The sequence below is a fragment of the Neobacillus sp. plas4 genome, assembly GCF_057221695.1.
Genome location: NZ_CM170152.1, coordinates 340,275 through 362,933, shown reverse-complemented (window position 1 = coordinate 362,933; position 22,659 = coordinate 340,275). Strand labels below are relative to the sequence as shown.

Sequence of the window (22,659 nt, the reverse complement as noted above, 5' to 3'; positions counted from 1 at the left end):
GCAGGATTATTTCCTGCTCATTGCTACATCTATTTCATTAATTAGGCTTTTATATAATTGACACTCAATGAATTAAACTTGCTAATATTCTCCTCAAAATTTGGAAGCACCTTTGCCTCTTCTGATAGATTTACTAGTGTACAAACCATATCATTAAATGGAGTTGGGATATTTTTTTCTCTTCCCTTTTCGGAGACATATCCATTGATATAATCAATTTCCGTTTTTATACCTTTCTCTAAATCTTGCAACATACTCGCCTTGAGGTTTGCATGAGGCCCCCATACCTCCTCATAAAAAGCCATTTTCCCAGGAATATCTGATTGACTTTCCAACTCTAAATTCTCAAAGTCCTTCCCTTGCATTTCTACTAGTCGAATATGATGTGCTCGAGCTACCTTAATCGTTTCATCAGCGATATTTGCCAAACTTCTCATAGCATCTGCATTATATAGTACCTCTCCGAAAGTGCAGCCTAGCGCTGCAGACATCCCACTAAAAGTTGCATTCATTAATAACTTAGACCATTTCATCCCATTTATATTGGTTACAATTTCGCAATAACCTACAGTACCTAAAATATCTTTTAACGTATGAATTCTTTCGGTGATTTCTCCATTTAGTTCACCAATGTCAAAAGCATATTTCTTCACTACATCTAATTCTGTTGTCAACTCTGATACACCAGGCCCTATCCAAGTGGCCCCAAAGCCAACTACACCACCAACTGTTCTTTCCTTCCCAACAATGGTAGCAACACTTTCTTCAGGGATACCATTTTGCAAAGTACAAACTACACTATCTTGATGTAGAAAGGGAAGAATCGATTCCAAGGAACTCTTTGTATAAACTTGCTTTGTAAGTAAAAAGATTACATCATATTTACCAGATAATTCATTTGGGTGCTTTGCTTTTACAGGAATCGTCTCATCTAAAAAACCAGTTATCTTAGCTCCAATTTGATTTAAGGCATCGACATGTTCCTGATTGATGTCTATTAAATCAACATCATATCCCCCTTTTGTGATAAGTGCCCCGATAATTGTTCCAAGTGAACCTACTCCTAAAACGCCTATTTTCATAAAAAATCACCCCACGATTAATTTTTTGTCAATTGCAATACTTAATAAGTGTAAAATCCTTTTCCTGATTTTTTTCCGAGCCAGCCAGCTTCAACCATTCGTTTAAGTAAAGGACATGGACGATATTTTGAATCATTGAAACCTTCGTAAAGGCTCTCCATAATAAAAAGAAGAACATCTAATCCTATGTAATCAGATAGTTTTAATGGGCCAAGCGGATGATTCGCTCCCATTACCATCCCTTTGTCAATTTCTTCTGGATCATTTCCCTCCATGACCAGAAAAGCTGCTTCATTTAACATAGGGATAAGCAATCGATTAACAGTAAACCCTGGAAAATCTTTTGCGGCAATCGTAGTCTTTCCCAACCTCTCCCCTACTACCTGCAACTTTTCCATCGTTTCACTAGAAGTACTTGGAGAACAGACCAATTCTAGCAATTTCATAATTGGCACTGGACTAAAGAAATGCATGCCTACCACTTTATCAGGACGTTTCGTTACTCCTGCGATAGCAGAAATAGATAATGAAGAAGTATTGGTAGCAAAGATTGCATCTTTGTTAATCACCTGATCAAGTTTCCTGAAGAGGTCCTGCTTGAGGATTAATTTCTCTGGTACCGCCTCGATTACTAAATCGATGTGTTTTCCGTCTCCTAATTGTGTGGATCCGTGAAGATTTTCCCAGATTCCTTTCGCTTCTTCTTCCGTCCAAGTCCCTTTGTTTACCATTGAGGAAACTGTTTTTTCCATTAAAGCAAATCCACGTTGTAAATCTTCTTCCGATCTTTCTACAACCGTTACTTTATAACCTGCTTTGGCTGAAACAAGAGCAATGCCGCCTCCCATTAACCCAGAACCAACAACTAGTAAATTTTCCAATTTCCTTCGCACCTTTTCTCAAACCCTATGATAATTTTCCATACTCATTTTGTGTAGTAAACGCATACAAATTTATTTAAATGATTTTCTCTTTGTACTTATCATCAAAAGTACTAGTTTGGAAATTCTACAAACTTAGATTCATTTTTAGCCTTAGACTTATCTAATCCTAAAATTTTCCTTGCTTCATTTGGTGTAGCAATTTCTCGTCCTAATGTTCTAGATAAATTTACAATTCTCTCAACAAATTGAGCATTGGTCCTTGCCAATTCCCCTTTACGATAATAGACACTGTCTTCCATTCCAACCCGTACATGTCCTCCGGTAATGATGCTCATCGTATTGATCGCTAATTGATTTTTACTGGCTCCAAGTGCTGACCAAGTTGATCCTTCCGGAATACTTTCGGATAAAAATAATAAGTTCTTTGGTGTTGCCGCCATCCCACCTTGAATTCCTAATACGAATTGGAAATGAATTGGACCTTCAATGAGCCCCTTTTTCGCAATTCGTAATGTATTATCAATCATTCCGGCATCAAATATTTCAATCTCTGGTTTAATCTCGTATTTTTTTAATTTGGCAGCTAATTTTTCTAGAAAGTTAGGTGAATTAAGAAATACTTCAGATCCAAAGTTTGTGGAACCGGCATCAAATGTAGCCATTTCAGTTCTTAATTCACAAACTCGGAGTCTGTCCTCGTCATTCATAACGGCTGCACCTGCCGTAGTTAAATTGATAATAATATCACATTTATCTCTTATTCGATCAACAACCTCACGAAAAGTATCTAAATCAAGTGTTGGATTCCCATTTTTATCCCTTACATGAATATGTGCAATAGAAGCCCCTTCCTGCCAAGCCTCATAAACAGAATCTGCGATTTCCTTTGGTGCCAGAGGTACATAAGGTGTATGCTGCCTGGTTGTTTGGCCTCCCGTTGGGGCAACTGTAATGATTAATTTTTCCATTAAACTTCCTCCAATCTATTAGTAAATATTGTAATTATTAAAAATCTAAGGTTTTACATTTTAATATTTTGCAAGAATCATGCCAAACTAAAAACACATACGCTGCCATACAAATTCCAATTACCATTCATTTACGCATATGCAAATTTGCGCATATTTGATTATTTTTAATCATTATAATTTTCACTTTAAATTGTTTTTCTTTATAATAGATTTATAACCTTAAAGGATGTGTTCATCATTGTATAAAACACCTTTTTTTCGTAACATGGGTACGGAAGATCTTGTAAATTTATTAACGAGTATTTTCGATACATCTCACGATGGATTATATATTTGTGATAATAAGGGTTATACGCTTTTATATAATAGAGCATTTTTGGATATCTCAGGAATTTCTATAGATACCATGAATCAATATAGCACGATTGAATTACATCAAATGGGTGTTGTACCTATTTCATGTGCAGGTGTAGCAATCAAAACCAAACAACCTTACAGCACGATCATCGATTATTACAATGGAAAAAAGGGAATTGTTACAGCTACTCCCTTTTATGATCAGTATGAAGAAATTTTATTTGTCGTCTCAAACGTACGAGATATTACAGAAATTAATAATTTGCAAAAAGAATTAGAAGAAACAAGACAGGAAAACTTGGCGTATCAGCACGAACTGCAGAAAATCCAAGGTGAGTTGAAAAATAATCAGCAATTTATTTATAGAAGTAAAAGTATGCATCAGATTATCTCTCTTGCATCACGATTTGCAAAAAATGATTCTCCTATTCTTTTATTAGGAGAATCCGGGGTAGGAAAAGATGTTCTCGCCAACTATATCCATAAAAAAAGTAACAAAAATGGGGAATTTGTAAAAATTAACTGTGGTGCTATTCCTGAACATCTACTGGAATCTGAATTATTCGGTTATGAAAAAGGGGCTTTTACAGGGGCTAATGCGAAAAAAGAAGGATTGTTTGAAATGGCCCATGAAGGCACCATTTTTCTTGATGAAATCGGTGATCTTCCCTATTCTCTGCAGGTTAAATTATTAAACGTGATACAGGATTCCAAAATTAGAAGACTGGGGGGAACCGAAACACGCGATGTTCATGTACGAATTATTGCTGCCACAAATTGCAATTTGGAGCAACTAGTAGAACAAAAAAAGTTTCGGCTGGATTTATTCTACAGACTAAACGTTTTATCTATTACGATTCCCCCATTAAGAGAAAGACGTGAGGATATATCAGTCCTTCTATTTTTCTATCTAAAAAAATTGAAAAAGAAATACAAAGAAGATAAAAAAATAGACACCCAAGTGCTAGACAAACTTATAGAATATGAATGGCCAGGAAACATTCGCGAATTAAAAAATATAATTGAACGGATGTATCATATGAGTGAATCTGAAAAAATTTCAATAAAGGAACTGCCGCCATCCATTCTAAATCCCAAAAGTATTCAAGGACAAAATAACGGATTAATTTCTGTATCTAATACAACTTTGCCTCTTAAAGAGGCTGTCGCTGAATTCGAAAAAGAGTATATTGCCAATGTGCTGTCAAAGACACCCACAATGCAGGATTGTGCAAATATTCTTGGGGTAAACATCTCTACTCTTGTAAGAAAAAAAAGAAATCTATTGATAAAGTAAATGAAAGGCTACATAGAAGATTATATTTTCTCATGGTAAAACACCGTACTTTTGAACTGTACGGTGTTTTTTCACGGTTATTTACTGATAACTTAAGAGATCTATCTATCTAATATGAATGCATCTTTCTTTTAGCCAAATCATGAGCATTTCCATTAGCAATCCTTATACTCATAACTTAATCATTTAAACCCTTTCCATTGAGGATTTGCTGCATATGCTTTTCAATCCTTAACTCTCGTGTTTTGGATTGTTTAGGTTGTGAAAAATGAAGAATGTATGCTTTTTGCCGTCCCGGCGTCAACCCTTCAAAGGCAGTTTTTAAGGAAGGGATTTCATCGAATTTATTTAGAAGTTCTTCAGGAATGACGTATTCTGCGGTCTTTTTAAAATTTACTTTCAATCCGGCTTTTTCCACTTCAATAGCCTCATAAATAAAAGTTTTCATGATGGCTTCCATTTCCACTATTTCTTGTACACTGGTGAACCGAATCTGGCCTTGTGCCTGTGAATTCTCCCCGGGTTTGATTAAAATTCCATTGGGATCATTTAGTAACGCACCCTTAAAAAACATAAGCGCACAGTATTCTTTAAATCCTTGTATGATAACGATGTTACTTTTCTGAAACGTGTAACAAGGCAGTTTCCACTTTAATTCTTCGGTCAGCTCACAGTCAAGAACGATACTTCTCAACTTCTCATATTCTGCTTTCCACTTTTTAGCTTTATTTATAAATTCATCAACTTTAGGATTCATTGTATTATTTATCATCGGAATACCTCACTTAAATTCTCCCTACAATCCATTATGACCAGGATAGTTATGAATCATTCTGTCCTATTCAACGGAACAAGTTCATATGATCGCCAATATAGAAGAAAAGGCCTCCTACCAATTCTGTGAACGGATGAGTGGCCTTCTCTAGTCAGTTATTATCTTTGATTTAAAAAGCCACGGTGACGGCAAAAATTTTTTAGAATCCATTTTCCACTAACCACTTCATAATGCTTTCCTCTCTTTCCTTACTATCGCCATGCTCGGCATCGTATTTACACATTTTCTTCTGTGCTACTATGTTTCCATCTATCATATACAATACTCTTTCGGTTTTTGCTGCCACCTTTGTATCATGTGTAACGAGCATGATGGTTGTCCCTTTTTGATTAATCTCTGCAAGAATGGCCATAATCTCTTCTGTCGATTTGGAATCTAATGCTCCGGTTGGTTCATCACCAAATATGATATCTGGATCATTTATCAGTGCTCTGCAGATGCCGACTCTCTGTAGCTGCCCACCAGAGCCTTGAGTGATAGTATTATCTGCAAGCTTTTCAATCCCTGTCATTTCCAGCAATTTTTTTGCTTTTTGATATACCGCATTTTTATCCGTATTTTTTGATACAAGAGCAGGGAACATTACATTGTCAATCAATGACAGATTCTTTAATAGATTAATATCCTGAAAGATAAATCCCATATGATTCAGTCGGATCTTCGCCAGTTCTTCTTCTTTGAGTCTGTCAATTTCATGGCCTTTAAATGTCACACTGCCAGAAGTCATTCGATCCATACCGCTTACATTATACAGCAGCGTTGACTTCCCGCTTCCGGATGGCCCCATGACCGATACGAATTCCCCTTCTTCTATCTCCAAATTTATATCTTTTAAGATATGAAGCTCATTATCCTTTCCTAATCCTACTTTTTTGTTCAAACTTCTTGCTTCTAATATATTGCTCAAGTATATCCCTCCAATGTCATCTATTTAACTCAAAGTCTATATCTCGGAATGTCGGATTTTTCAGGAATCTGCATTCTTTACATTGGCGCCTTCACGCAGGAGACTTCTTCCACCTTCGCAGATTCTCCTCCTGCCTTGACCTTTTCAGAAGTTCTAACTTCTTAAAACTACCGATAAATCATCTTCTGCTGTTACCTTACAGCACACAGAAATAGTAAATCCGACGACTAAAATGAGTGCTAACGGACATAGCAGCCAAGTCTGCCATGCAACATTAACTAATTCAATTTTTGCGGCTCCCATAGAAGACATTGCCATACTTACAAGAAATTCCCCAAGATAATTAGAAGCCAGTACTCCAACTACGATTCCTAATATCAGTACCATCATAGTCCCTGCCATATATTGATGTTTAATATTTTTAGAAGTTAATCCCATACTTCGCATGATTGCAATCTGAGACATATCCTTTGATAATAACATCCGAAGGAATAATGCAGTGATCAACACTGCAATGATTACTGCTATTGCGATTCCTCCTATAACAATCAGCCTCATCTGATCAATGATATTTCCAAGAGTCTGTCCGGTATATTCTTTGATATCACTTACCTGCGCAGAATCGTAAGCATTCTGGTAGTATTCCATTTTCAAGCGCATGTCAACACCCGGAGCCAGATCCATGCTCACAATATACCAAAGAACGGCCTCTTCATTTACCCCAAGACTCGTATGAGCTTTTGCTGTTTTCCCCCCATTTGTAATATCCTGATAAATACCCGTCACTGATAAAGTCTGTTCTTCCCCGCCAACCCTGACGGTTACTTCATCTCCTACTTTCTTGTTTAATCCGTCTTTTGCGGCATTTGCAAATGAAAGCGAGATTTCTCCTTCACCCTCCGGTGCTCTGCCTTCCAGATATTTTAATGGAAATACGGAAAAATCTCCGATTTCAATATTAATATAGTCCCAGGTACCTTCCTCGTTTTTGACCTGGTAGGAGCTTGTGATATAGGCTGTAAACTTTTCAATATCATTATCCGTTTTCAACTCTTCCTGCAGTTTTTTAAAATCTTCTGTAATACTATCGGTTCTTCGAAGATCGATTCTCATGTCGGATTTTCCTATTCCCATATAGGTAGAAAATTCAGGTGAATTCATGGTGTTATAAATATTTAAGGGGAGTATAACTATAAACGTACATACTATAAAAATAACAAACAGCAGCCTGTATAGCTTGAATCGTTTCCAAACATCTCTCAGCCCCATGTAAATATTGGTGCTGAAAAATTTGTTCCTTCGCAGCGGAAAACTGTATTTTCGATTCTTTCCACTCTCCATAGAATCTTTCCGTAAAGCTTCCACCGCAGAAATCTGATCGATTTTTTTCAGTACTTGCTGGCAATACATCACAATCATGCTATATATAAGTAATGGAGCTATAAGCGATAGTACATATTTTAAGCCTCCTGATAAATCGGAAGAAATATAAAGTCTCATATGACCGTTTAACAGATTTACCGCTGCAAAAGACATGAGATAACCGATTATACCGGCTGCTACTGAGATGGCTCTATATTTGTTAAGATAGACCTTTTTTATATCTTTTTTAGATATCCCCATTGCTTTCATAACACCGATTTCTCTAATATCTTCATCAATCGTTGCCAAAAAGGTCAGTCTGATACAGAGCGAAGCAATCACAATAAGCAGAAGACTAATAAATATAATGACAACCGCAACTGCCATATCTGACATGGCATTAAACATCATAAATACCTTTCCTTCTATTATAGGACCATTTGCCGGAAGACCTGCTTCGATATAGGCAGTCTGAACAGCAGCAGATTCCCCGTTTTCATGCAGCTTGAATTCAATCAGATATTCCAGTTCCCCATCCTGCATTTCAAGCATTTCATCATAGTCATTCTGATTTATCACAAACCGTTTCGAAGAAGTAAGGGAAGAGTTCATCTCAAAATCTCTTGCATAATCTGAAATGACAAACTCTTTCTCATACCCGCCGCTTTTCACCGTAATCGTATCACCTATTTTTAAGTCATGTTGTTCCATGAAATAGATGGGAACGGCAACGAAACCTTCCTTTACATCCAGCTTTTCATTATCCAAATCCAATATAAAATCAAATCTCTTATTCTGTACAACAAATGAAATATCCTGAATCGTTCCAGCCATCGTTTGATTTTGGCCAAAATGAATATTGCTTCCATCCATATTCTGAAGAACCATCGTCTCCTGCATCGCTATATGGTCACGGTAGTGTTCTGTGAATTGGTCGATATCTGCCTGGTCATAATCTCCGGCATGCATCACCGTAATGTCAGCAGGTACGGCGCTCTCCTGAAGTTCGGACATCGCCTGAATCAGATTGGAAATGTTATTAATGGCACTGGCTGCTAAAATTACTGCCATCGTGATAAATACAAATACTGTCATCGTTACAATTTTGTTCCTGATGAAATCATTCATTACAATTTTATAAAACAAAATTTTTCCTCCTCCCTGCATTGATAATATTTTTTCAATTTTATCCTTGTCTCTATCAATCTTCTTACATGCTCGTTTCTTAGTAGACTTGACTAAATGACCATTGAACGTCCTAAAGTAAGCATACAAAACGATACTTTTTAAATTAACCTGCTAGAGCCTAATTATTTTCTAAGCCTGCAGCCCTATTTAACAAGCAGAAGACACTATAACCATACCAATAAATGCCCTAGTTAAAATCACTAAAATTGTAAATTTTTTGTAATTTAATCAGAAGTTTTAAATTATCGTTGTTGTTGTATTGTTGTTTTGGGATAAAAGAGGAAAGCTGACTTGACCACAAAAAGTTCTTTTAGCATTAAGCATAAGGAACTTTTATGGGCCTTTTTTATTTCCTTTTTATTCAAAGTAAAATGACATATTGGAGGAATTAGAAATGGAAAAAACGTATATGAACATGATGATGCCCATCTATCAAAAATCTTGTTAGCAAAATTTTTACAACAAAAACCACTCCCTCATTTTTAGGAAGTGGTTTTTGCTATTGATATAAATTATTTACATGACTACTTCACAAGTTGTACAAGGCTAGCCAGAAAATATTTCTGGTTGACCATTTTTATATCGATATATAGCTGCCACCATCTCTAGGTCGTACTCAGTTTATCGAACAACCATACAAGATGATTGTATTTACCATAGGATTTTATTTGATCTTTCTCTGCTAGGATGCGTTCCATGGCAGCCGGATCATTGCCGAATTCGGTATTTTGAATTAGGTTAACAGGGGGCCGGTTTTCTGCAAAATTGATACGAATTTGATGAAGTAAGGTTATGATGGCGCGGTTAAATTCATGAAACTCATTGGGAAAGCATGCGGTAAGGGATTGATGTTCTAAAACAATCTTTTCCATGAGTTCATAATCCGTCGGTTGAATAGAGTGCAGAGCTCTAATGCATACATCAAAAACCAGGTGCTTTTGTTCAAACAACAGACGATTTCTGTGCATATCATCCTCCATTGTTGGCAGCGGTGGATGTTCTTGATGGTACGATTCTAAATCATGTTCGATAATAAAGTTAGCATTTGCCTTATATAATCTATATGCAAATTCAGCATCCTCTGGTCCCCACCCTTTGAAATTCTCCTCGTAACCGCCGACTTGCTCCATAAAACTTCTTTTAATAGAAAGAAAACCTAAACAAGCCATCCAACGCAATGGGCTGCTATCAGAATGTTCGTGTTCCCTAAGGTATTTTAATAAATGACCAGCATAACTCTTGTATTTTGTGATCGAGCGTAATTTTTTAATATCGTCAATATCCTCCCTCTTAATCACTTGTTGGGGTTCTTGTAAATGCCTAATATAATTCGTTAGGGTATCAAGTGCCAGTTCCTGCGACACCACCTCTTTAAGGCGTTGATTGAGGAGGGATTTTTCTTTTCTCCATTTATAAATCGCTTTGATTTGATTATCAGTAAAATCCGGGAATAAAAAAGTATACACACGGCCGCGCTTGCTTCCTGCAATAACAACGGCTTTCTCCTGAGTTAGATGATGCTGATAGTTAAGGGCAACATAGTTAGGGGGAACAATCGTTTCTGCATCGAAAAGGATAATAATCTCTCCCCTCGCATGCCTAAGTCCGATATTTCTTGAAGCAGCAACCCCAACATTGGTGCTATTGCGAATATATTGAAAATGGTAGGGAGGACGGTACTCCTTAATTTTGGGGGTCTGGTCGGTAGAAGCATCATCAATCAATATCACTTCCATTTTAGATAAATCAAAGTTCTGTTTCTCCAACGCATAAAGGCTAAGCAGATTAAGGGGATAGCGGTTATATGAAGGCATTATGATTGTAACTTCAATTTCCATGTATTTCTCATTCCTCCTGGAGAGCCTATAGGCTTCCTTTGATGTTGAATCAGGGTTGTAATCACCTAAGGGTAATGATCACAAAAGGCAAGTTAGGCTTACTTGTATTCCATTACCCCTTCCACTAGAGTATATTATGCTTGTCAAAAAAAGTTTCTCGGATGTTCAACTAAATGTAGCCTATTTATTCTTTAATTAACACATTTTTTACACATTTTTTACACATTTTCAACAAAATGCCCCGTTCCTCTTTTAGTTATTTTCATATCTTGTCTATATACGAGAATAATATTTTTTGGGGGCGAGGGATTTATGAATAAAAATGTACTAGTAATCGCTGCACATCCCGACGATGAAATTCTAGGATGCGGCGGGACAATAAAAAAATTAATAAATCAGGGATATGAAGTTACGACTGTTATAGCCGTCAAGGGACGAAAGGAAGAAGAGCAACACATTAAGCAGTGTATTTTAAAGGCAAATGAGAACCTAGGGGTTAAAAATGTAATCTTTTGGGAATATCCTAATCTTTTATTGGAAAAAGTCCCTCTTGTTGAAGTCAATAAACAAATTGAAGATCTGCTAATCAAAAATGAGCCATCCATGATTTTTACACATCATTATGGGGATATCAACCGTGATCACCAAATACTATTTCAAGCGGTATTAACAGCAGCGCGGCCGCTTCCTGGTAAAAGGCCGGTTGAAATCCTTTGTTTTGAAACGGTTTCTTCTAGTGAATGGAGTCAACATACAAATGATAAAGAATTTAAACCAAATTATTTTGTTGATATATCCGACACCATAGATGAAAAGATTGAGTCACTTAAGGCTTATGATGTTGAGATGCGACCGTTTCCACATCCACGTTCGTATGATGGAGTAAAATATTTAGCACGTGTAAGAGGAATGACAGTAGGAGCGGAATATGCAGAGTCTTTCGAAATTATTAGGAGGGTTTGGAAATGATGAAGAGGAAATGAACGATCTACCTTCACAACAGATCAATTTCCTCCTCACATAGGTTTATTGTTCATGATTTTCTTTTATTTCATCAAAAACAAAGAGATGGGGAGATGAGAATGGATAAAGAGTTTACTGGAGAAAAAGTAGAGGCTCTTTTTACAATGATGAGAAAGAAGCTATGGTCTTTCTCTGATAGTCAAAAAGGGTGTGAGAACCTGTGAAGATTCTCGTTACAGGGGGAGCTGGATTCATTGGTTCTCATGTTGTCGATTTATTATCTCAAACCGGTCATGAACCGTTTATAGTAGATAATTTCCTCACGGGTCAAAGGGAATTTGTTCCACCAAATATCCGGCTATATGAAGTTGACATCACATCTTCACAAATATCAGATGTATTTAAAAAGGAAAAACCAGATGTTGTCATCCATCTCGCAGCTCAAGTGGATGTTTCCCGCTCCATAAAAGATCCTGTATGGGATGCACATCAAAATATTCTTGGTACGATTCGCTTACTGACCTGCTGCCATAAGTACAACGTGAAAAAATTTATTTTTTCCTCGTCTTGTGCTGTATACGGTGAAAAAGATGATATAAGCATTAAGGAGACATCCCCCATTCAGCCTCTATCTTATTATGGTATTTCGAAATTTTCTTCAGAAATGTATGTCCAAGCCTTTAATAGCCTACATCAAGTCCCATTCACCATTCTAAGGTATGCCAATGTTTATGGTCCTCGCCAATCCTCAAAAGGTGAGGGAGGAGTCATATCGATATTTTTCAAGAAAGTAATTAAGGACAAATCTCCATTTATTTTTGGAGATGGAGAACAGACCAGAGATTTCGTGTATGTAAAAGATGTTGCTTTGGCTAATGTATTAGCCATTAATAACGGTGCAAATGAAATCTTTAATATTGGCAGTAATACTAAAACAAGCATTAACGACCTCTACAAGATGATTACAACAATTGCTAAAGATATTCCAGCTGTCTACAAGCCTGCACGGGAGGGAGATATCCGGTATAGTCAATTGGATAATACTAAAGCTGCATCTATTTTAGGCTGGCAGCCTTCCTTTGATTTGCAAGCCGGGTTAAGCGAAACTTTTAAATACTATAAACCAAAATAAGATCATGCAAAGGAATATGCACATAAACATTTGACAACAGAAAGAATGGTAACGAAGATTCTTGAAGTCTTCAAATCTTTTTAAAGGAAGGGGAGTATCATGAATCATGATACCGCAGCTGTTGTTTTAGATTTAAGCGCAAATGGAATTGGCATCATCCGCAGTTTACGACGACGAGGAATACCTATCTATGCTTTTGATACGGAAAGGAAGTACAAAATTGGGAAAACTCGTTATGCAACTTGTGGTATTTGTCCCGATCCTAAAACGGGAGAGTCGGATTTACTTGCGCTACTCATACAATTTAGCGAGCGCTTGCCAAAGAAGCCGGCTCTCTTTGCAGGATCGGACGAGTTTGTATATTTCATCTCAAAGCACCGTAATGAGCTTTTAAATTACTATCATTTTCTCCTGCCTGACCATGATTTAATTGAGGCTGTATTGGATAAACGGTTAACAGCAAAATTGGCGGAAAAACATCAAATCCCAAGTCCAAAAACTTTCATTGTCAACAATGAAGCTGAACTTGATCAACATATTCATAATATGAGCTTTCCCTGTATCTTAAAGCCAGTATTTGGCCATGAGTTCCGTAAAAAATTAAGCAAAAAGGCGATCATAATGGAAAATGCTGACCAACTTAGAAAGGAGTTTCCTTTCTATCAGCAATTTGGTGAACTACTGCTACAGGAATTGATTCCGGGTAAAGAGGAACGAATATATCAGGTAGGCACATTATTTGATGATAACTTACAATTAATAGGCTTATTTATGGGACAAAAGTTAAATCAATTTCCTGCTTATTTCGGAGCTGGTGCGCTGGTAAAAAGCGTTAGAGATGAAGAGGTTATTGAAAGGGGAGTATCCTTTTTAAAAGCACTTGGCTTTAAAGGACTTTCAGTGGCAGAGTTTAAACGGGATCCGCGCGACGGTCAGTTAAAGTTTATTGAAATCAATGCAAGAACGTGGCTGTGGCACAGCTTATCAGGTCGCTGCGGAGTTGATTTATCCTATTTATATTATTTATTGCTCACAAAACAAAATCCAGAACCAATACTTACGCAGACAGAAGGAATTAAATGGATTTATCTTGTTCGCCACTATTTATCCTCAAGAGAAAAAAGAAAAAAAGGGGACCTGACTGGGAGTCAATGGTTAAGAAATTTGAAAGGTAAAAAAGAATATGCACTTTTTGCCTGGGATGACCCGCTCCCATTTTTCCGCAGTGCGTTCTCACACCTTATCAATTCATGGAAAAATAGCAGACAGATTAAAAAGATGGAAACTAAATTAACTCAAAAAGATGATAAAGTTTAAGTGTGACTATGCTCATATGACCGCCAATATGGAAGAAAAGGCCACCCACCAGTTCAGTAAACTGATGAAAGACCTTCTCCAATGGTCGGTTATTTTTTTATGCGGACAATTTCGCGGACAAGCCTTTTAATCAACGATTCGAAACCTTGATAAAATAGGGTTTTAAATCCCTAATTACATCATGCCGCCCGTAAGGTGAGAGTGTGTAATATCTTTAACCATGTGTGCTAAAAGTGCGGTGAATATATGTGGAGGCTACTTGCTGAAGAGATTGTGAAGGTTTCTACTTAAACTGCTTTTGTTGAACAAGAATAAATAAGAAAAATCCCTGATACCTGTATATGTGTAAACGACTTGAGAGTATATCTGTTTTAAATCAGCCTCGCAAGGAATAATTTTTAACTTTCCTTCCTTGATCTCATCCTGTACAGCCATTAAAGGTAAATAAGCAATACCAAGCCCGCTCATTACAGAACGCTTTATCGCCTCAATACTCCAAAGTTCCATGATGTTTGAAGGTACAATCCCTCTCTCACGTAGGAACTCTTCAAATATTCTTCGATAACTTCCTTCTTTCTCGTTCGTAATTAAACACTCGCTAAGCTTCTGATTTTCGTAACTTTTAGGTAAACTATTCAGGGGACAATCAGGACTTCCAACGAGAACAATCGGTTCGTTCCTTAACGGATGGATGACTAAATCTGAATCCTCAAACTGTGGTAACATGACAAACGCAACATCTGCACTACCATCAACGATTGCTCTCTTGTTATCTCCGCAAGAGGCATTACTTAAGCGGATGCTTACATTTGGAAAGTTCTTTCGATATTCTATTAATATTGGTTCTAGGCGGTAGACTGTTAGAGAAAGGAGCCGCAATCTTTAACGTCCCTCTAATATCCTTTTCATCACTAGTAATGCTTTCGATTTTTCCATAAGTATCTAAAATTTCCTGTGTATAGGGTAACAGCTTCTTACCAATTTCAGTAAATTCCACCTTTCGACCCAGCCGATCAAACAGAGGTGCGCCTAAATACTCTTCAAGCGCCTGAATATGAGAAGTCACCGTGGATTGAGAGTAACCTAAATGTTCTGCAGCTTGTGTAAAGCTGCCCATTTCAATGACCTTATTAAACGTTACAAAATGGCGTATTTCCATCATTTCACCCACTTTTATCTTTTCTCATGTCTATAGTATCAAAAAAATCAATGGATAACTTCATAAACTTCAATTTTACTAATAATTAGTTGCCGGTTAATATTAAGAAAAAGAATGCAGGAGGGACGGTTCTCATGGTCCCATTAAAGGTTAGTGTCATAACCAAAGCCATTAGAACCGTCCCCCTGGTTCAAACGGAGGGAGTCTAGTTTTGAAACATATACACTATAGCTGGTTTATTCTTGCCATAACATTTTTCTCCATTATTGTAGCTGGTATTGCCATGTCATCATCGGGGGTTTTCATAGACCCTTTCGAAAAAGAATTTGGCTGGGATCGATCTGTTATTGCACTCGCTTTTGCCATTAGTCTTTTTTTATATGGTATATCAGGCCCGTTCATGGCAGCATTATTAGAAGTGATTGGGTTAAAAAAAATGATGCTCATGTCAATGACAACTTTGCTGGCCGGTATCATACTAACCTTCATTATGAACCAGTCATGGCAGTTAATTATTATTTGGGGCGTTATTATTGGACTGGGGGCGAGTCTTTTTTTAACGGTAGTAAGTCCATATGTGGCGAATCATTGGTTTGTCAAAAGAAGAGGACTCGCTGTAGGAATATTAACGGCAAGTACAGCAACAGGTCAGTTAATTCTACTTCCTGTCTTAGCCGCTATGATAGAAAATGAATCTTGGCGCACAGCAATGGGTTTAATTATGATCCTTAGTATCATTATGATTATCATAATCTTTTTATTTATGAAAAACACACCAAAGGATGCTGGTGTTCTTCCCTATGGACTTGATCAAGAAATACAAGAGAGCAAGGAAAGTCGGAAGGAAAATCCTATTGTTATAGCCTTCAAAGGTCTATTCCAAGCTGTAAAAGTGAAAGAATTTTGGTTGTTAGCTGGTAGTTTCTTTATTTGTGGTCTTTCAACAAACGGGTTAATTGGTACACATTTTGTTTCTTTCTGTATTAGTTTTGGAATCCCTTTAGTTACAGCGGCTTCGTTTCTTTCGTTTATGGGAATCTTTAATCTAGTAGGAACCACTCTATCCGGATGGCTGTCCGATCGTTTCGATAATCGCTGGCTTTTATTTTGGTATTACGGTTTAAGAGGGGCTTCTCTTGTATTCCTTCCTTTTGCATTAAATGAAGGTTCCATTACGATGCTAATGATCTTTACTGTGTTTTACGGATTAGATTGGATTGCAACGGTTCCACCAACGATTAGTATCTCAAGACAAATCTTCGGCACGAAAAAAAGCGGGGTCGTTTATGGTTGGATTTTTGCATCTCATCAGGCAGGTGCTGCAGTAGCTGCTTTTGGTGGAGGTTTAATCTATAGATTTTTCAACACTTATACCTGGGCATTCTTCTTGGCAGGAGTTTTCTGTTTATTAGCAAGTTTTTTTGTCATTATTATAAAAAAACAACATTCAAATCAATTAACCAATGAAGGAATAATGACTTTATAACAATTCATAGAAAGCTAGAACTAACAAGACACAAAAAGGCAACACCCATTTGAGGTGACCCCCAATAATTAGATTTCACTTTAACTTTTGGGGTGCAGTACAATTGATTCGTTGCCTTCTTTTAAAGGTTTATGTGTTCTTTATTTTAGCTAATCGAACAAAACTTTCATCTCTTCGTTTGATCTTCTGTTGTACTTCTTCCTCGTCTGCATATGTAAATAACCCACTGCCTGTTTTGGTTCCTAGCTTTCCACTTTGAACTTTTTCCTCAACAAATGCTGGAACCTTTATCTCTTTTGATAATTCAGGAGCAAGATTTTCAACTACACTCTTCCAAATATCAAGTCCTCCAAAATCAGCGGTTTCTAATGGACCAATAAATGACCATCTGAATCCGGGACCATCTGTAATGGCTGAATCAATATCTTCTGCGGAAGCAATCCCTTCATCTAGTAAGTAAAAAGCCTCACGGACAAGTGCTGCTTGCAAGCGATTGGCAATAAAACCAGGGATATCTTTTTTCAAGACTACTGGTTTTTTCCCTATATTTTTCAGAACTTCTACAGTTCGATCAATAATTTCTTGTGCCGTATCAGGTCCCTTCACCACTTCCACTAACGGAACAATCTGTGCTGGATTAAAGAAGTGGGTGATAATTAATCGATCTTTCTTTTGAATCCCCTCTGATAATTGTCTTAGTGAAAATGTCGAAGTATTAGAGGCAATAACAGTATCATCTTCGATCAATTCTTCCAATTGTTTGAACAAGCTAAATTTAATCTCTAAATTCTCTGAAGCAGCTTCGGTAACAAAGGATGTATCCTTAACAGCAACTTCTAAATTCGTGGTTGTAAAAATCCGGGATAGAGCGCTTTCTTTATTCTTTTCACCAATAACTCCCTCTTGAATTAACATATCTAAATTCGCTGAAATTCTTTCGACCGCACTAGTTAAAAATTCAGCTTTTATATCATATAAAAAAACATCATATCCTGCCTGTGCATATAGTTGAGCAATTCCATGCCCCATTGTACCTGCACCTAAAACAGTAACCTTTTCACCCATCAGTACCCCACCTATTTCAGTATTTTATTAATCTATTATTTATTTTACTATAATTCTGTTAATTCCGTTAGGCTTAAAAGTAACCAAATAAATAACCACTCCCTTATTTTAATAGGAAGTGGTTATAACTATGATCAATTACTACTTCTAATCAAAGCCACCCTTTTTACTAGTCCTCCTCTCGACAAGTTCCGCCTAACAAATGAGGTTTAAACACAAGTTTGATAACATTTAAATCAATTCTAATCAATCGTTTAGTTAAAACTTATTCAACTAATTAATCGTTTGGTTAAATCACGGGGAAACCCTTTTGTGAGACGGACCTATGGCTGTTTTCATGTGTATTAATTATCGTATAAAATTTGTTATTGCTAGGTATTATCTATAAAACTGACTATAGAAACTAGAAAAATACACATTCTTACAAATTTATACACCTTGTGGTACTAATTAATCGTTTGGTTAAAAGTGCAGTAAATCCTTTTAAATTGAGCCTTTTAACGATTTTCAGAAGAATTTATTGTCGAGGAAAACCAGGCAAATAAGGTTACATAATAAAAATTGATAGTTACTCAAAAAAGTACCAGGCACCAACCAAGTTAGATGATGCCTGGCGCCAAACTTTTGAATTACTCTTGGCTAAATTAATAACAATATTGTCTGCTTTAAACCTAAACTAACGGACGAGGTTCAACTCTGGAAGCGGCGGTAATGGACTGCCTTCCATTCTAAACATTGAAACGACTTGCTCGTTTTTCTACAAAAACCGGCAATAATATAGAAAAATCATTTCTTTTCTTTTTGTTGTTTAACAAGTGCTTGACGGTCGATTAGTTTTGGGGGCTCTTCCAGCCATGCATGTTTAATCATTATGTTTGCACCATCTTCTGCATATAATGCAATTTGAGCGGCAAGGCGTACATATGTAGCGCTTAAATCCATTCTTTGGCTAGTACCAGCCGCAACACCATAATTTCCTATCCCAAGGGCAATCAAATAAGTAGTATGAAACATCATTAATTTATCTGAAAAGGGTGCAGTTGTACTATCCAAAACAAGGGCCTCCCACCCCATAGGTGCTGTAATGTCTTCGTTACTCAATATTGAACTAAATTTTTTTATATGCTTATTAGCAATTTCTTTTCCATCCAAAAAGAATTGTTTTACATCTTCATTTTTACACACTTGTGCAAAAGCCATCATCATTGCTTTCCCTAAAGCATTCGATTGGATACCAATAAAAAGATGTGTAATTTCAATTGCTGTTAGGGGGCGTTTATGACCTAAAAAATCAAATAGATACCTTTGTTTTTCTACAAAATCAACCTTATCTGACATCGGTATTTGCGGCGGTCTAATATATACGCCCTTTGATAACATAACCTTTCTTGCCCTATCGTGTAATTCAGAAACAGATATGAGTAAATTTCTAAAAAAATCACTTACATCTGAACGTGCCGAAACACCAATCGCCATACCAATACTTTCCATTGCAATTACCTCTAATTTTTGTAAGTACATAAGGATAAATGCGTCAGAAAACAATCTAGGTGCATTCAGATTTACATCTTCTTCAGTAAAACCAACTGGAATAGGATGATTCTCTTTTAAAAAAATATCCTTAATTATCGTAATGTCATTTTGTGCTATGCTTAAGGAATTTTCGATAAGCGGAAGGATCTCTTTATCTTTGCATGTATTTTTAAAATAACTCATCACACAAGTTGCTAAGGTATCGTTTACATATTGCGCCCAAAGAAAACCGATTTCCGAAGCTGTTAAAGGGATATCGTCATGTTCGGACACCTTTTTATCTTCAATCATTTAATCCTTTCCTCCTATCACTATTTTTATAAATCCCTTCGGTAAAGCCTTATAGAGTTTGTATCATTATTTAATGAAAGCTCAACTCCTATTTGATTCTATCAGGTAATATTCCCTCTATTTAATAAAACTATCGATGAGTTTCCGACTACATGCAATAATTTTTGAGCATGGGGACGAATAAAGTTTTTTCAATGGATTGCATAGAAAAAAGCATCTATTCACAAAAGTAACATAAATCAACCAATTAAACGTTTATGAAAACGATATACTATGAGTAGTAGTCCCAGTAAAATCCTCCATTAACCCCTCTTTTCTAATCCGAAAAACAATTCACTATGGAAGCAGGTTGATTGAATGAAGAACAACAACAATACGAAGAATATTTTAGAAGAGAAAGAACCGCAAGTGAAAGTATTAATGAAGCACTTTGAAAATCCAAAAGAACGGGAAAATATTTTAAAAAATATGAAGTTAAGCGCTGAATTTAACATGAGGCATCGAGGACACTTCTTATTTTATGGAAAGGATTTAATTGACTATAAACTTGAACGCCCCCACGACAAAAACCGCAATGAGTTTCTCCGTATCTTATCTAACTACATGACCGACGTTTTGGAAGATAACTGTCCACCCTCATGGAAAAAATGCAAGCGACCATTCTGGGAAGAACTAATTTTCACCCAATTGCCTCATGTTATGAAACTTACCCCTGATGAAAAACAAGTAGAAACCTTCCTTTCCCAATTAAAGATGTTTATTCAGTGGCTTGATAAGCGCGTTGGCACAACATGGTTTACAGTCGTTGATAAGTATTCAAAAGAGGCAATTTCCGACCTGAAATTATGTGAACAAGTGCTGAATACTCTCTTTTTGAGAGACTTTCCACAACTCCATCAGAAAGATTTTAGCCCCGAAAAACAAATTGAAATAGTTAACCAGAGTTTTAAGGAATGTACGAAAAGATGGGATAGCCTCTTTGAGGTTACAAGTATCATTGACCAGATTACTGTCTTAAAGGAATTTAACACCAATATAACCTATTACGTAAAAGGCTTGCCCACCTATATAATCGTTCCTAGACTTATTATGAGCGGATGTATTGGACGAAAAAGCGGAACCTTACTTTGGGAGTGGTTTCAAACCGAAGGAATCTATCCACAAAAGGGGAGGAAATACCTTAAACTGAATAGTTAGGATGATAAGGAAGCCTTCGGAATAGACACTCATAGTTTTATATCTAGATAACGAGGTTCTATAATGGCTTTAGGCTGTCGAGAAAGTCTCGACAGCCATTATCTGCGTTCGCATATAGGTGTGTGTAGGTTTTACTATTCCTTGGAAAAGGAATTATAATTTTTGAGTCTTGAAGATGGTTTTTTCTTTTTTAAGTACTTTTCATTAAGAACAACCACTTTTCTGTTATCCGTGGGTATGTATTTTCGATAAATTGTTTTATACTTCTCAAATGCAAGGTGCCCTATTAAATAAATTGGCAGGATAATGAGCATAAGGATTACTGTTTGTAAGAACCAATTGACTTCATTCCCAATGATATATTTCGTCATTACAGTATGTGCCAACATAGAAACCATTAAGATAATAACGACATTGCATATATGAAAAGGAAGCACACTTTTTTCTCGAAATAATCGTTCTAGTTCATTCTTAACAAAAAGTGTGGTAAATACTGATATCACAATGACAAAAAGGGAAACAAAATATGCTAGACCAGCGTACATTTTTTCCGCCCCTCACTCTCACTCTAATATGATTGTATCGAACAAAAATTATATCATCATTGTAACACATGATATGGAAAAAGAAGCTTTCCACAAGTTTGCTCAACTCATGAGAAGCTTCTTTAAAAATCAGCTATATCAGCTGTTCAATCCAATTTACTTAAAACCGTTAGCAGAAGAACAATAAATGCTTAAGCCAAAGACGATTAATAAGATCAAAAGTGCTTAAAAAAAATATTGACATAGTTTTTCGTTTTATTTATACTTTTAATGGTAAAAGACAAACAGTATTAAAAAATACGAAATATTGTCAGAGATAATGAAGTTTAGCGTGGAGTGCTAATCTTCGTAAGTTGATTCCTATTTCTTTAACTTATTTCTATTATTTTTTAATATATAACAGAGACTAAACTGTCGGTGCTTCAACTTTAGCATCCTCTTCGTCCTCTGTTATAGCTTTCACATAGTCGACCATCATGATAGCTTCTTCATCCTCATGTTTGAAGGTACAGTTACTATACTCTTTTTTAATATCTGCTATTTGAACGGTATGACCGATTTCAAAGTTTGTGATATCAATTTCAATACTATCAGGCAAATCATTAACTTTTGCTGTTATATTTAATTCGTGAAGAAACTGTTTAACAACTCCTCCAACTTTTTCTCCACTAGATGTTCCCTTTAAAATTACACTAACACTTGTATCAATTTCAGTGTAATTATCAACTTGAAGGAAATCCACATGAAGTATATCCTTTGTAACAGGGTTATTTTGGTAACTTCTTAATATAACATCTTCTGATTTCCCATCAACGTTTAGCGATATAATACCATTTCTACCAACGTCCTTAATCACATTTCGTAATTCTTTGTTCTTAATAAAAATAGATTTAGTATCAATCTTTCTTCCATAAACAATCCCAGGGATTCCCCCATCATTTCTCAACGATTTCAGAGTAGATCTTTTAAAATCTCTTCTTTCTTGAGCTACTAATGTATTCACTATTTACTTCCACCTTCCTGATTAGTTAATCTTAGACTTGTATTTTAATAGACTAGGTCTATTAAAAAATCATCATACTCTTCAAGTATATCTAATTCTGTATATTATTTCAAAAAAAGAGCTTATCCTTTTTTTTACTTCAAAAGCCTATTTTAAGTAATTTGTTCGTAAAAAGAACCATTCTAAATGTTTTTTCAGTATCTCATTGCCGCCTCAACTAAACACTACTAAGTAACTCTCATGCCCG

At 36.2% G+C, this 22,659-nt stretch carries 19 protein-coding genes; 6 read left to right on the top strand and 13 right to left on the bottom strand.

Going from position 1 to position 22,659, the window contains the following annotated elements:
* Window positions 1–41: 41 nt before the first annotated feature.
* The 3 genes from AC2TFD_RS01870 to AC2TFD_RS01860 all read right to left on the bottom strand — a co-directional run bounded on the left by AC2TFD_RS01870 (window position 42) and on the right by AC2TFD_RS01860 (window position 2,934).
* Window positions 42–1,082, bottom strand: coding sequence for a ketopantoate reductase family protein (locus AC2TFD_RS01870; RefSeq protein WP_335510057.1), 1,041 nt, complete (start codon window positions 1,080–1,082; stop codon window positions 42–44).
* 41 nt (window positions 1,083–1,123) lie between these two features.
* Complete coding sequence (locus AC2TFD_RS01865; RefSeq protein ID WP_335510059.1) at window positions 1,124–1,963, bottom strand: 3-hydroxyacyl-CoA dehydrogenase family protein; 840 nt, start codon at window positions 1,961–1,963, stop codon at window positions 1,124–1,126.
* A 113-nt stretch (window positions 1,964–2,076) separates the two neighbouring features.
* Window positions 2,077–2,934: a beta-keto acid cleavage family enzyme gene (locus AC2TFD_RS01860; protein ID WP_335510061.1), complete on the bottom strand. Its 858-nt coding sequence runs from the start codon at window positions 2,932–2,934 to the stop codon at window positions 2,077–2,079.
* A gap of 241 nt (window positions 2,935–3,175) precedes the next feature.
* Here AC2TFD_RS01860 and AC2TFD_RS01855 point away from each other — a divergent pair, with 241 nt between their 5' ends.
* Window positions 3,176–4,591: a sigma-54 interaction domain-containing protein gene (locus tag AC2TFD_RS01855; protein WP_484674844.1), complete on the top strand. Its 1,416-nt coding sequence runs from the start codon at window positions 3,176–3,178 to the stop codon at window positions 4,589–4,591.
* Between the two features lie 178 nt (window positions 4,592–4,769).
* Here AC2TFD_RS01855 and AC2TFD_RS01850 read toward each other — a convergent pair whose 3' ends face one another.
* From AC2TFD_RS01850 to AC2TFD_RS01835, 4 genes are all read right to left on the bottom strand, one after another.
* On the bottom strand, window positions 4,770–5,363 hold the full coding sequence (locus tag AC2TFD_RS01850; RefSeq protein WP_335516984.1) for a YdeI/OmpD-associated family protein: 594 nt from the start codon (window positions 5,361–5,363) through the stop codon (window positions 4,770–4,772).
* A 202-nt stretch (window positions 5,364–5,565) separates the two neighbouring features.
* Window positions 5,566–6,333: an ABC transporter ATP-binding protein gene (locus AC2TFD_RS01845; protein WP_335569671.1), complete on the bottom strand. Its 768-nt coding sequence runs from the start codon at window positions 6,331–6,333 to the stop codon at window positions 5,566–5,568.
* 153 nt (window positions 6,334–6,486) lie between these two features.
* Window positions 6,487–8,841 (bottom strand): ABC transporter permease, encoded by a 2,355-nt coding sequence (locus AC2TFD_RS01840; RefSeq protein WP_484674843.1) that lies wholly within the window; start codon window positions 8,839–8,841, stop codon window positions 6,487–6,489.
* Between the two features lie 647 nt (window positions 8,842–9,488).
* Window positions 9,489–10,721 carry a glycosyltransferase family 2 protein gene (locus AC2TFD_RS01835; RefSeq protein ID WP_335516993.1) on the bottom strand — a complete coding sequence of 411 codons (1,233 nt, stop codon included), beginning with the start codon at window positions 10,719–10,721 and terminating at the stop codon, window positions 9,489–9,491.
* Between the two features lie 312 nt (window positions 10,722–11,033).
* Here AC2TFD_RS01835 and AC2TFD_RS01830 point away from each other — a divergent pair, with 312 nt between their 5' ends.
* The 3 genes from AC2TFD_RS01830 (at window position 11,034) to AC2TFD_RS01820 (ending at window position 14,133) form a co-directional block, all read left to right on the top strand.
* Window positions 11,034–11,690: a PIG-L deacetylase family protein gene (locus AC2TFD_RS01830; protein WP_335516996.1), complete on the top strand. Its 657-nt coding sequence runs from the start codon at window positions 11,034–11,036 to the stop codon at window positions 11,688–11,690.
* Window positions 11,691–11,904: 214 nt separating this feature from the next.
* Complete coding sequence (locus AC2TFD_RS01825; protein ID WP_335516999.1) at window positions 11,905–12,816, top strand: NAD-dependent epimerase/dehydratase family protein; 912 nt, start codon at window positions 11,905–11,907, stop codon at window positions 12,814–12,816.
* A 99-nt stretch (window positions 12,817–12,915) separates the two neighbouring features.
* Complete coding sequence (locus AC2TFD_RS01820; RefSeq protein WP_335517002.1) at window positions 12,916–14,133, top strand: carboxylate--amine ligase; 1,218 nt, start codon at window positions 12,916–12,918, stop codon at window positions 14,131–14,133.
* Between the two features lie 255 nt (window positions 14,134–14,388).
* Here the strand turns inward: AC2TFD_RS01820 and AC2TFD_RS01815 are convergent, their stop codons facing one another.
* Both AC2TFD_RS01815 and AC2TFD_RS01810 read right to left on the bottom strand, forming a co-directional pair.
* Window positions 14,389–15,012, bottom strand: coding sequence for a substrate-binding domain-containing protein (locus AC2TFD_RS01815; protein WP_335517005.1), 624 nt, complete (start codon window positions 15,010–15,012; stop codon window positions 14,389–14,391).
* Entirely contained in the window at window positions 14,921–15,292 is a 372-nt protein-coding gene (locus AC2TFD_RS01810) for a LysR family transcriptional regulator (protein WP_484674842.1), read from the bottom strand. Before AC2TFD_RS01810 ends, AC2TFD_RS01815 begins: the two co-directional genes overlap by 92 nt.
* A 211-nt stretch (window positions 15,293–15,503) precedes the next feature.
* Between AC2TFD_RS01810 and AC2TFD_RS01805 the strand changes: the two genes are divergently transcribed.
* Window positions 15,504–16,778: an MFS transporter gene (locus AC2TFD_RS01805; RefSeq protein ID WP_335517011.1), complete on the top strand. Its 1,275-nt coding sequence runs from the start codon at window positions 15,504–15,506 to the stop codon at window positions 16,776–16,778.
* 129 nt (window positions 16,779–16,907) lie between these two features.
* Here the strand turns inward: AC2TFD_RS01805 and AC2TFD_RS01800 are convergent, their stop codons facing one another.
* Both AC2TFD_RS01800 and AC2TFD_RS01795 read right to left on the bottom strand, forming a co-directional pair.
* Window positions 16,908–17,843, bottom strand: a complete 936-nt coding sequence (locus AC2TFD_RS01800) for a 3-hydroxyacyl-CoA dehydrogenase family protein (protein ID WP_335517014.1) — start codon at window positions 17,841–17,843, stop codon at window positions 16,908–16,910.
* A gap of 786 nt (window positions 17,844–18,629) precedes the next feature.
* Window positions 18,630–19,667, bottom strand: coding sequence for a DUF3231 family protein (locus tag AC2TFD_RS01795; protein ID WP_335517018.1), 1,038 nt, complete (start codon window positions 19,665–19,667; stop codon window positions 18,630–18,632).
* A gap of 357 nt (window positions 19,668–20,024) precedes the next feature.
* Between AC2TFD_RS01795 and AC2TFD_RS01790 the strand changes: the two genes are divergently transcribed.
* On the top strand, window positions 20,025–20,864 hold the full coding sequence (locus AC2TFD_RS01790; RefSeq protein ID WP_335517020.1) for a hypothetical protein: 840 nt from the start codon (window positions 20,025–20,027) through the stop codon (window positions 20,862–20,864).
* 134 nt (window positions 20,865–20,998) lie between these two features.
* On the opposite strand, the gene AC2TFD_RS01785 is transcribed toward AC2TFD_RS01790, so the two are convergent.
* A complete protein-coding gene (locus AC2TFD_RS01785) occupies window positions 20,999–21,409 on the bottom strand; it encodes a hypothetical protein (RefSeq protein WP_335517022.1) in 411 nt (136 codons plus the stop codon).
* Window positions 21,410–21,815: 406 nt separating this feature from the next.
* Window positions 21,816–22,412, bottom strand: coding sequence for a 50S ribosomal protein L25 (locus AC2TFD_RS01780; protein WP_484674841.1), 597 nt, complete (start codon window positions 22,410–22,412; stop codon window positions 21,816–21,818).
* Window positions 22,413–22,659: the final 247 nt, after the last annotated feature.

Excerpts from the sequence above, each read along its gene's own strand:
- AC2TFD_RS01870 (WP_335510057.1), bottom strand. The coding sequence starts at position 1,082 with ATGAAAATAGGCGTTTTAGGAGTAGGTTCACTTGGAACAATTATCGGG.
- AC2TFD_RS01860 (WP_335510061.1), bottom strand. The coding sequence starts at position 2,934 with ATGGAAAAATTAATCATTACAGTTGCCCCAACGGGAGGCCAAACAACC.
- AC2TFD_RS01850 (WP_335516984.1), bottom strand. The coding sequence starts at position 5,363 with ATGATAAATAATACAATGAATCCTAAAGTTGATGAATTTATAAATAAA.
- AC2TFD_RS01835 (WP_335516993.1), bottom strand. The coding sequence starts at position 10,721 with ATGGAAATTGAAGTTACAATCATAATGCCTTCATATAACCGCTATCCC.
- AC2TFD_RS01830 (WP_335516996.1), top strand. The coding sequence starts at position 11,034 with ATGAATAAAAATGTACTAGTAATCGCTGCACATCCCGACGATGAAATT.
- AC2TFD_RS01820 (WP_335517002.1), top strand. The coding sequence starts at position 12,916 with ATGAATCATGATACCGCAGCTGTTGTTTTAGATTTAAGCGCAAATGGA.
- AC2TFD_RS01810 (WP_484674842.1), bottom strand. The coding sequence starts at position 15,292 with ATGGAAATACGCCATTTTGTAACGTTTAATAAGGTCATTGAAATGGGC.
- AC2TFD_RS01800 (WP_335517014.1), bottom strand. The coding sequence starts at position 17,843 with ATGGGTGAAAAGGTTACTGTTTTAGGTGCAGGTACAATGGGGCATGGA.
- AC2TFD_RS01795 (WP_335517018.1), bottom strand. The coding sequence starts at position 19,667 with ATGATTGAAGATAAAAAGGTGTCCGAACATGACGATATCCCTTTAACA.
- AC2TFD_RS01790 (WP_335517020.1), top strand. The coding sequence starts at position 20,025 with ATGAAGAACAACAACAATACGAAGAATATTTTAGAAGAGAAAGAACCG.
- AC2TFD_RS01785 (WP_335517022.1), bottom strand. The coding sequence starts at position 21,409 with ATGTACGCTGGTCTAGCATATTTTGTTTCCCTTTTTGTCATTGTGATA.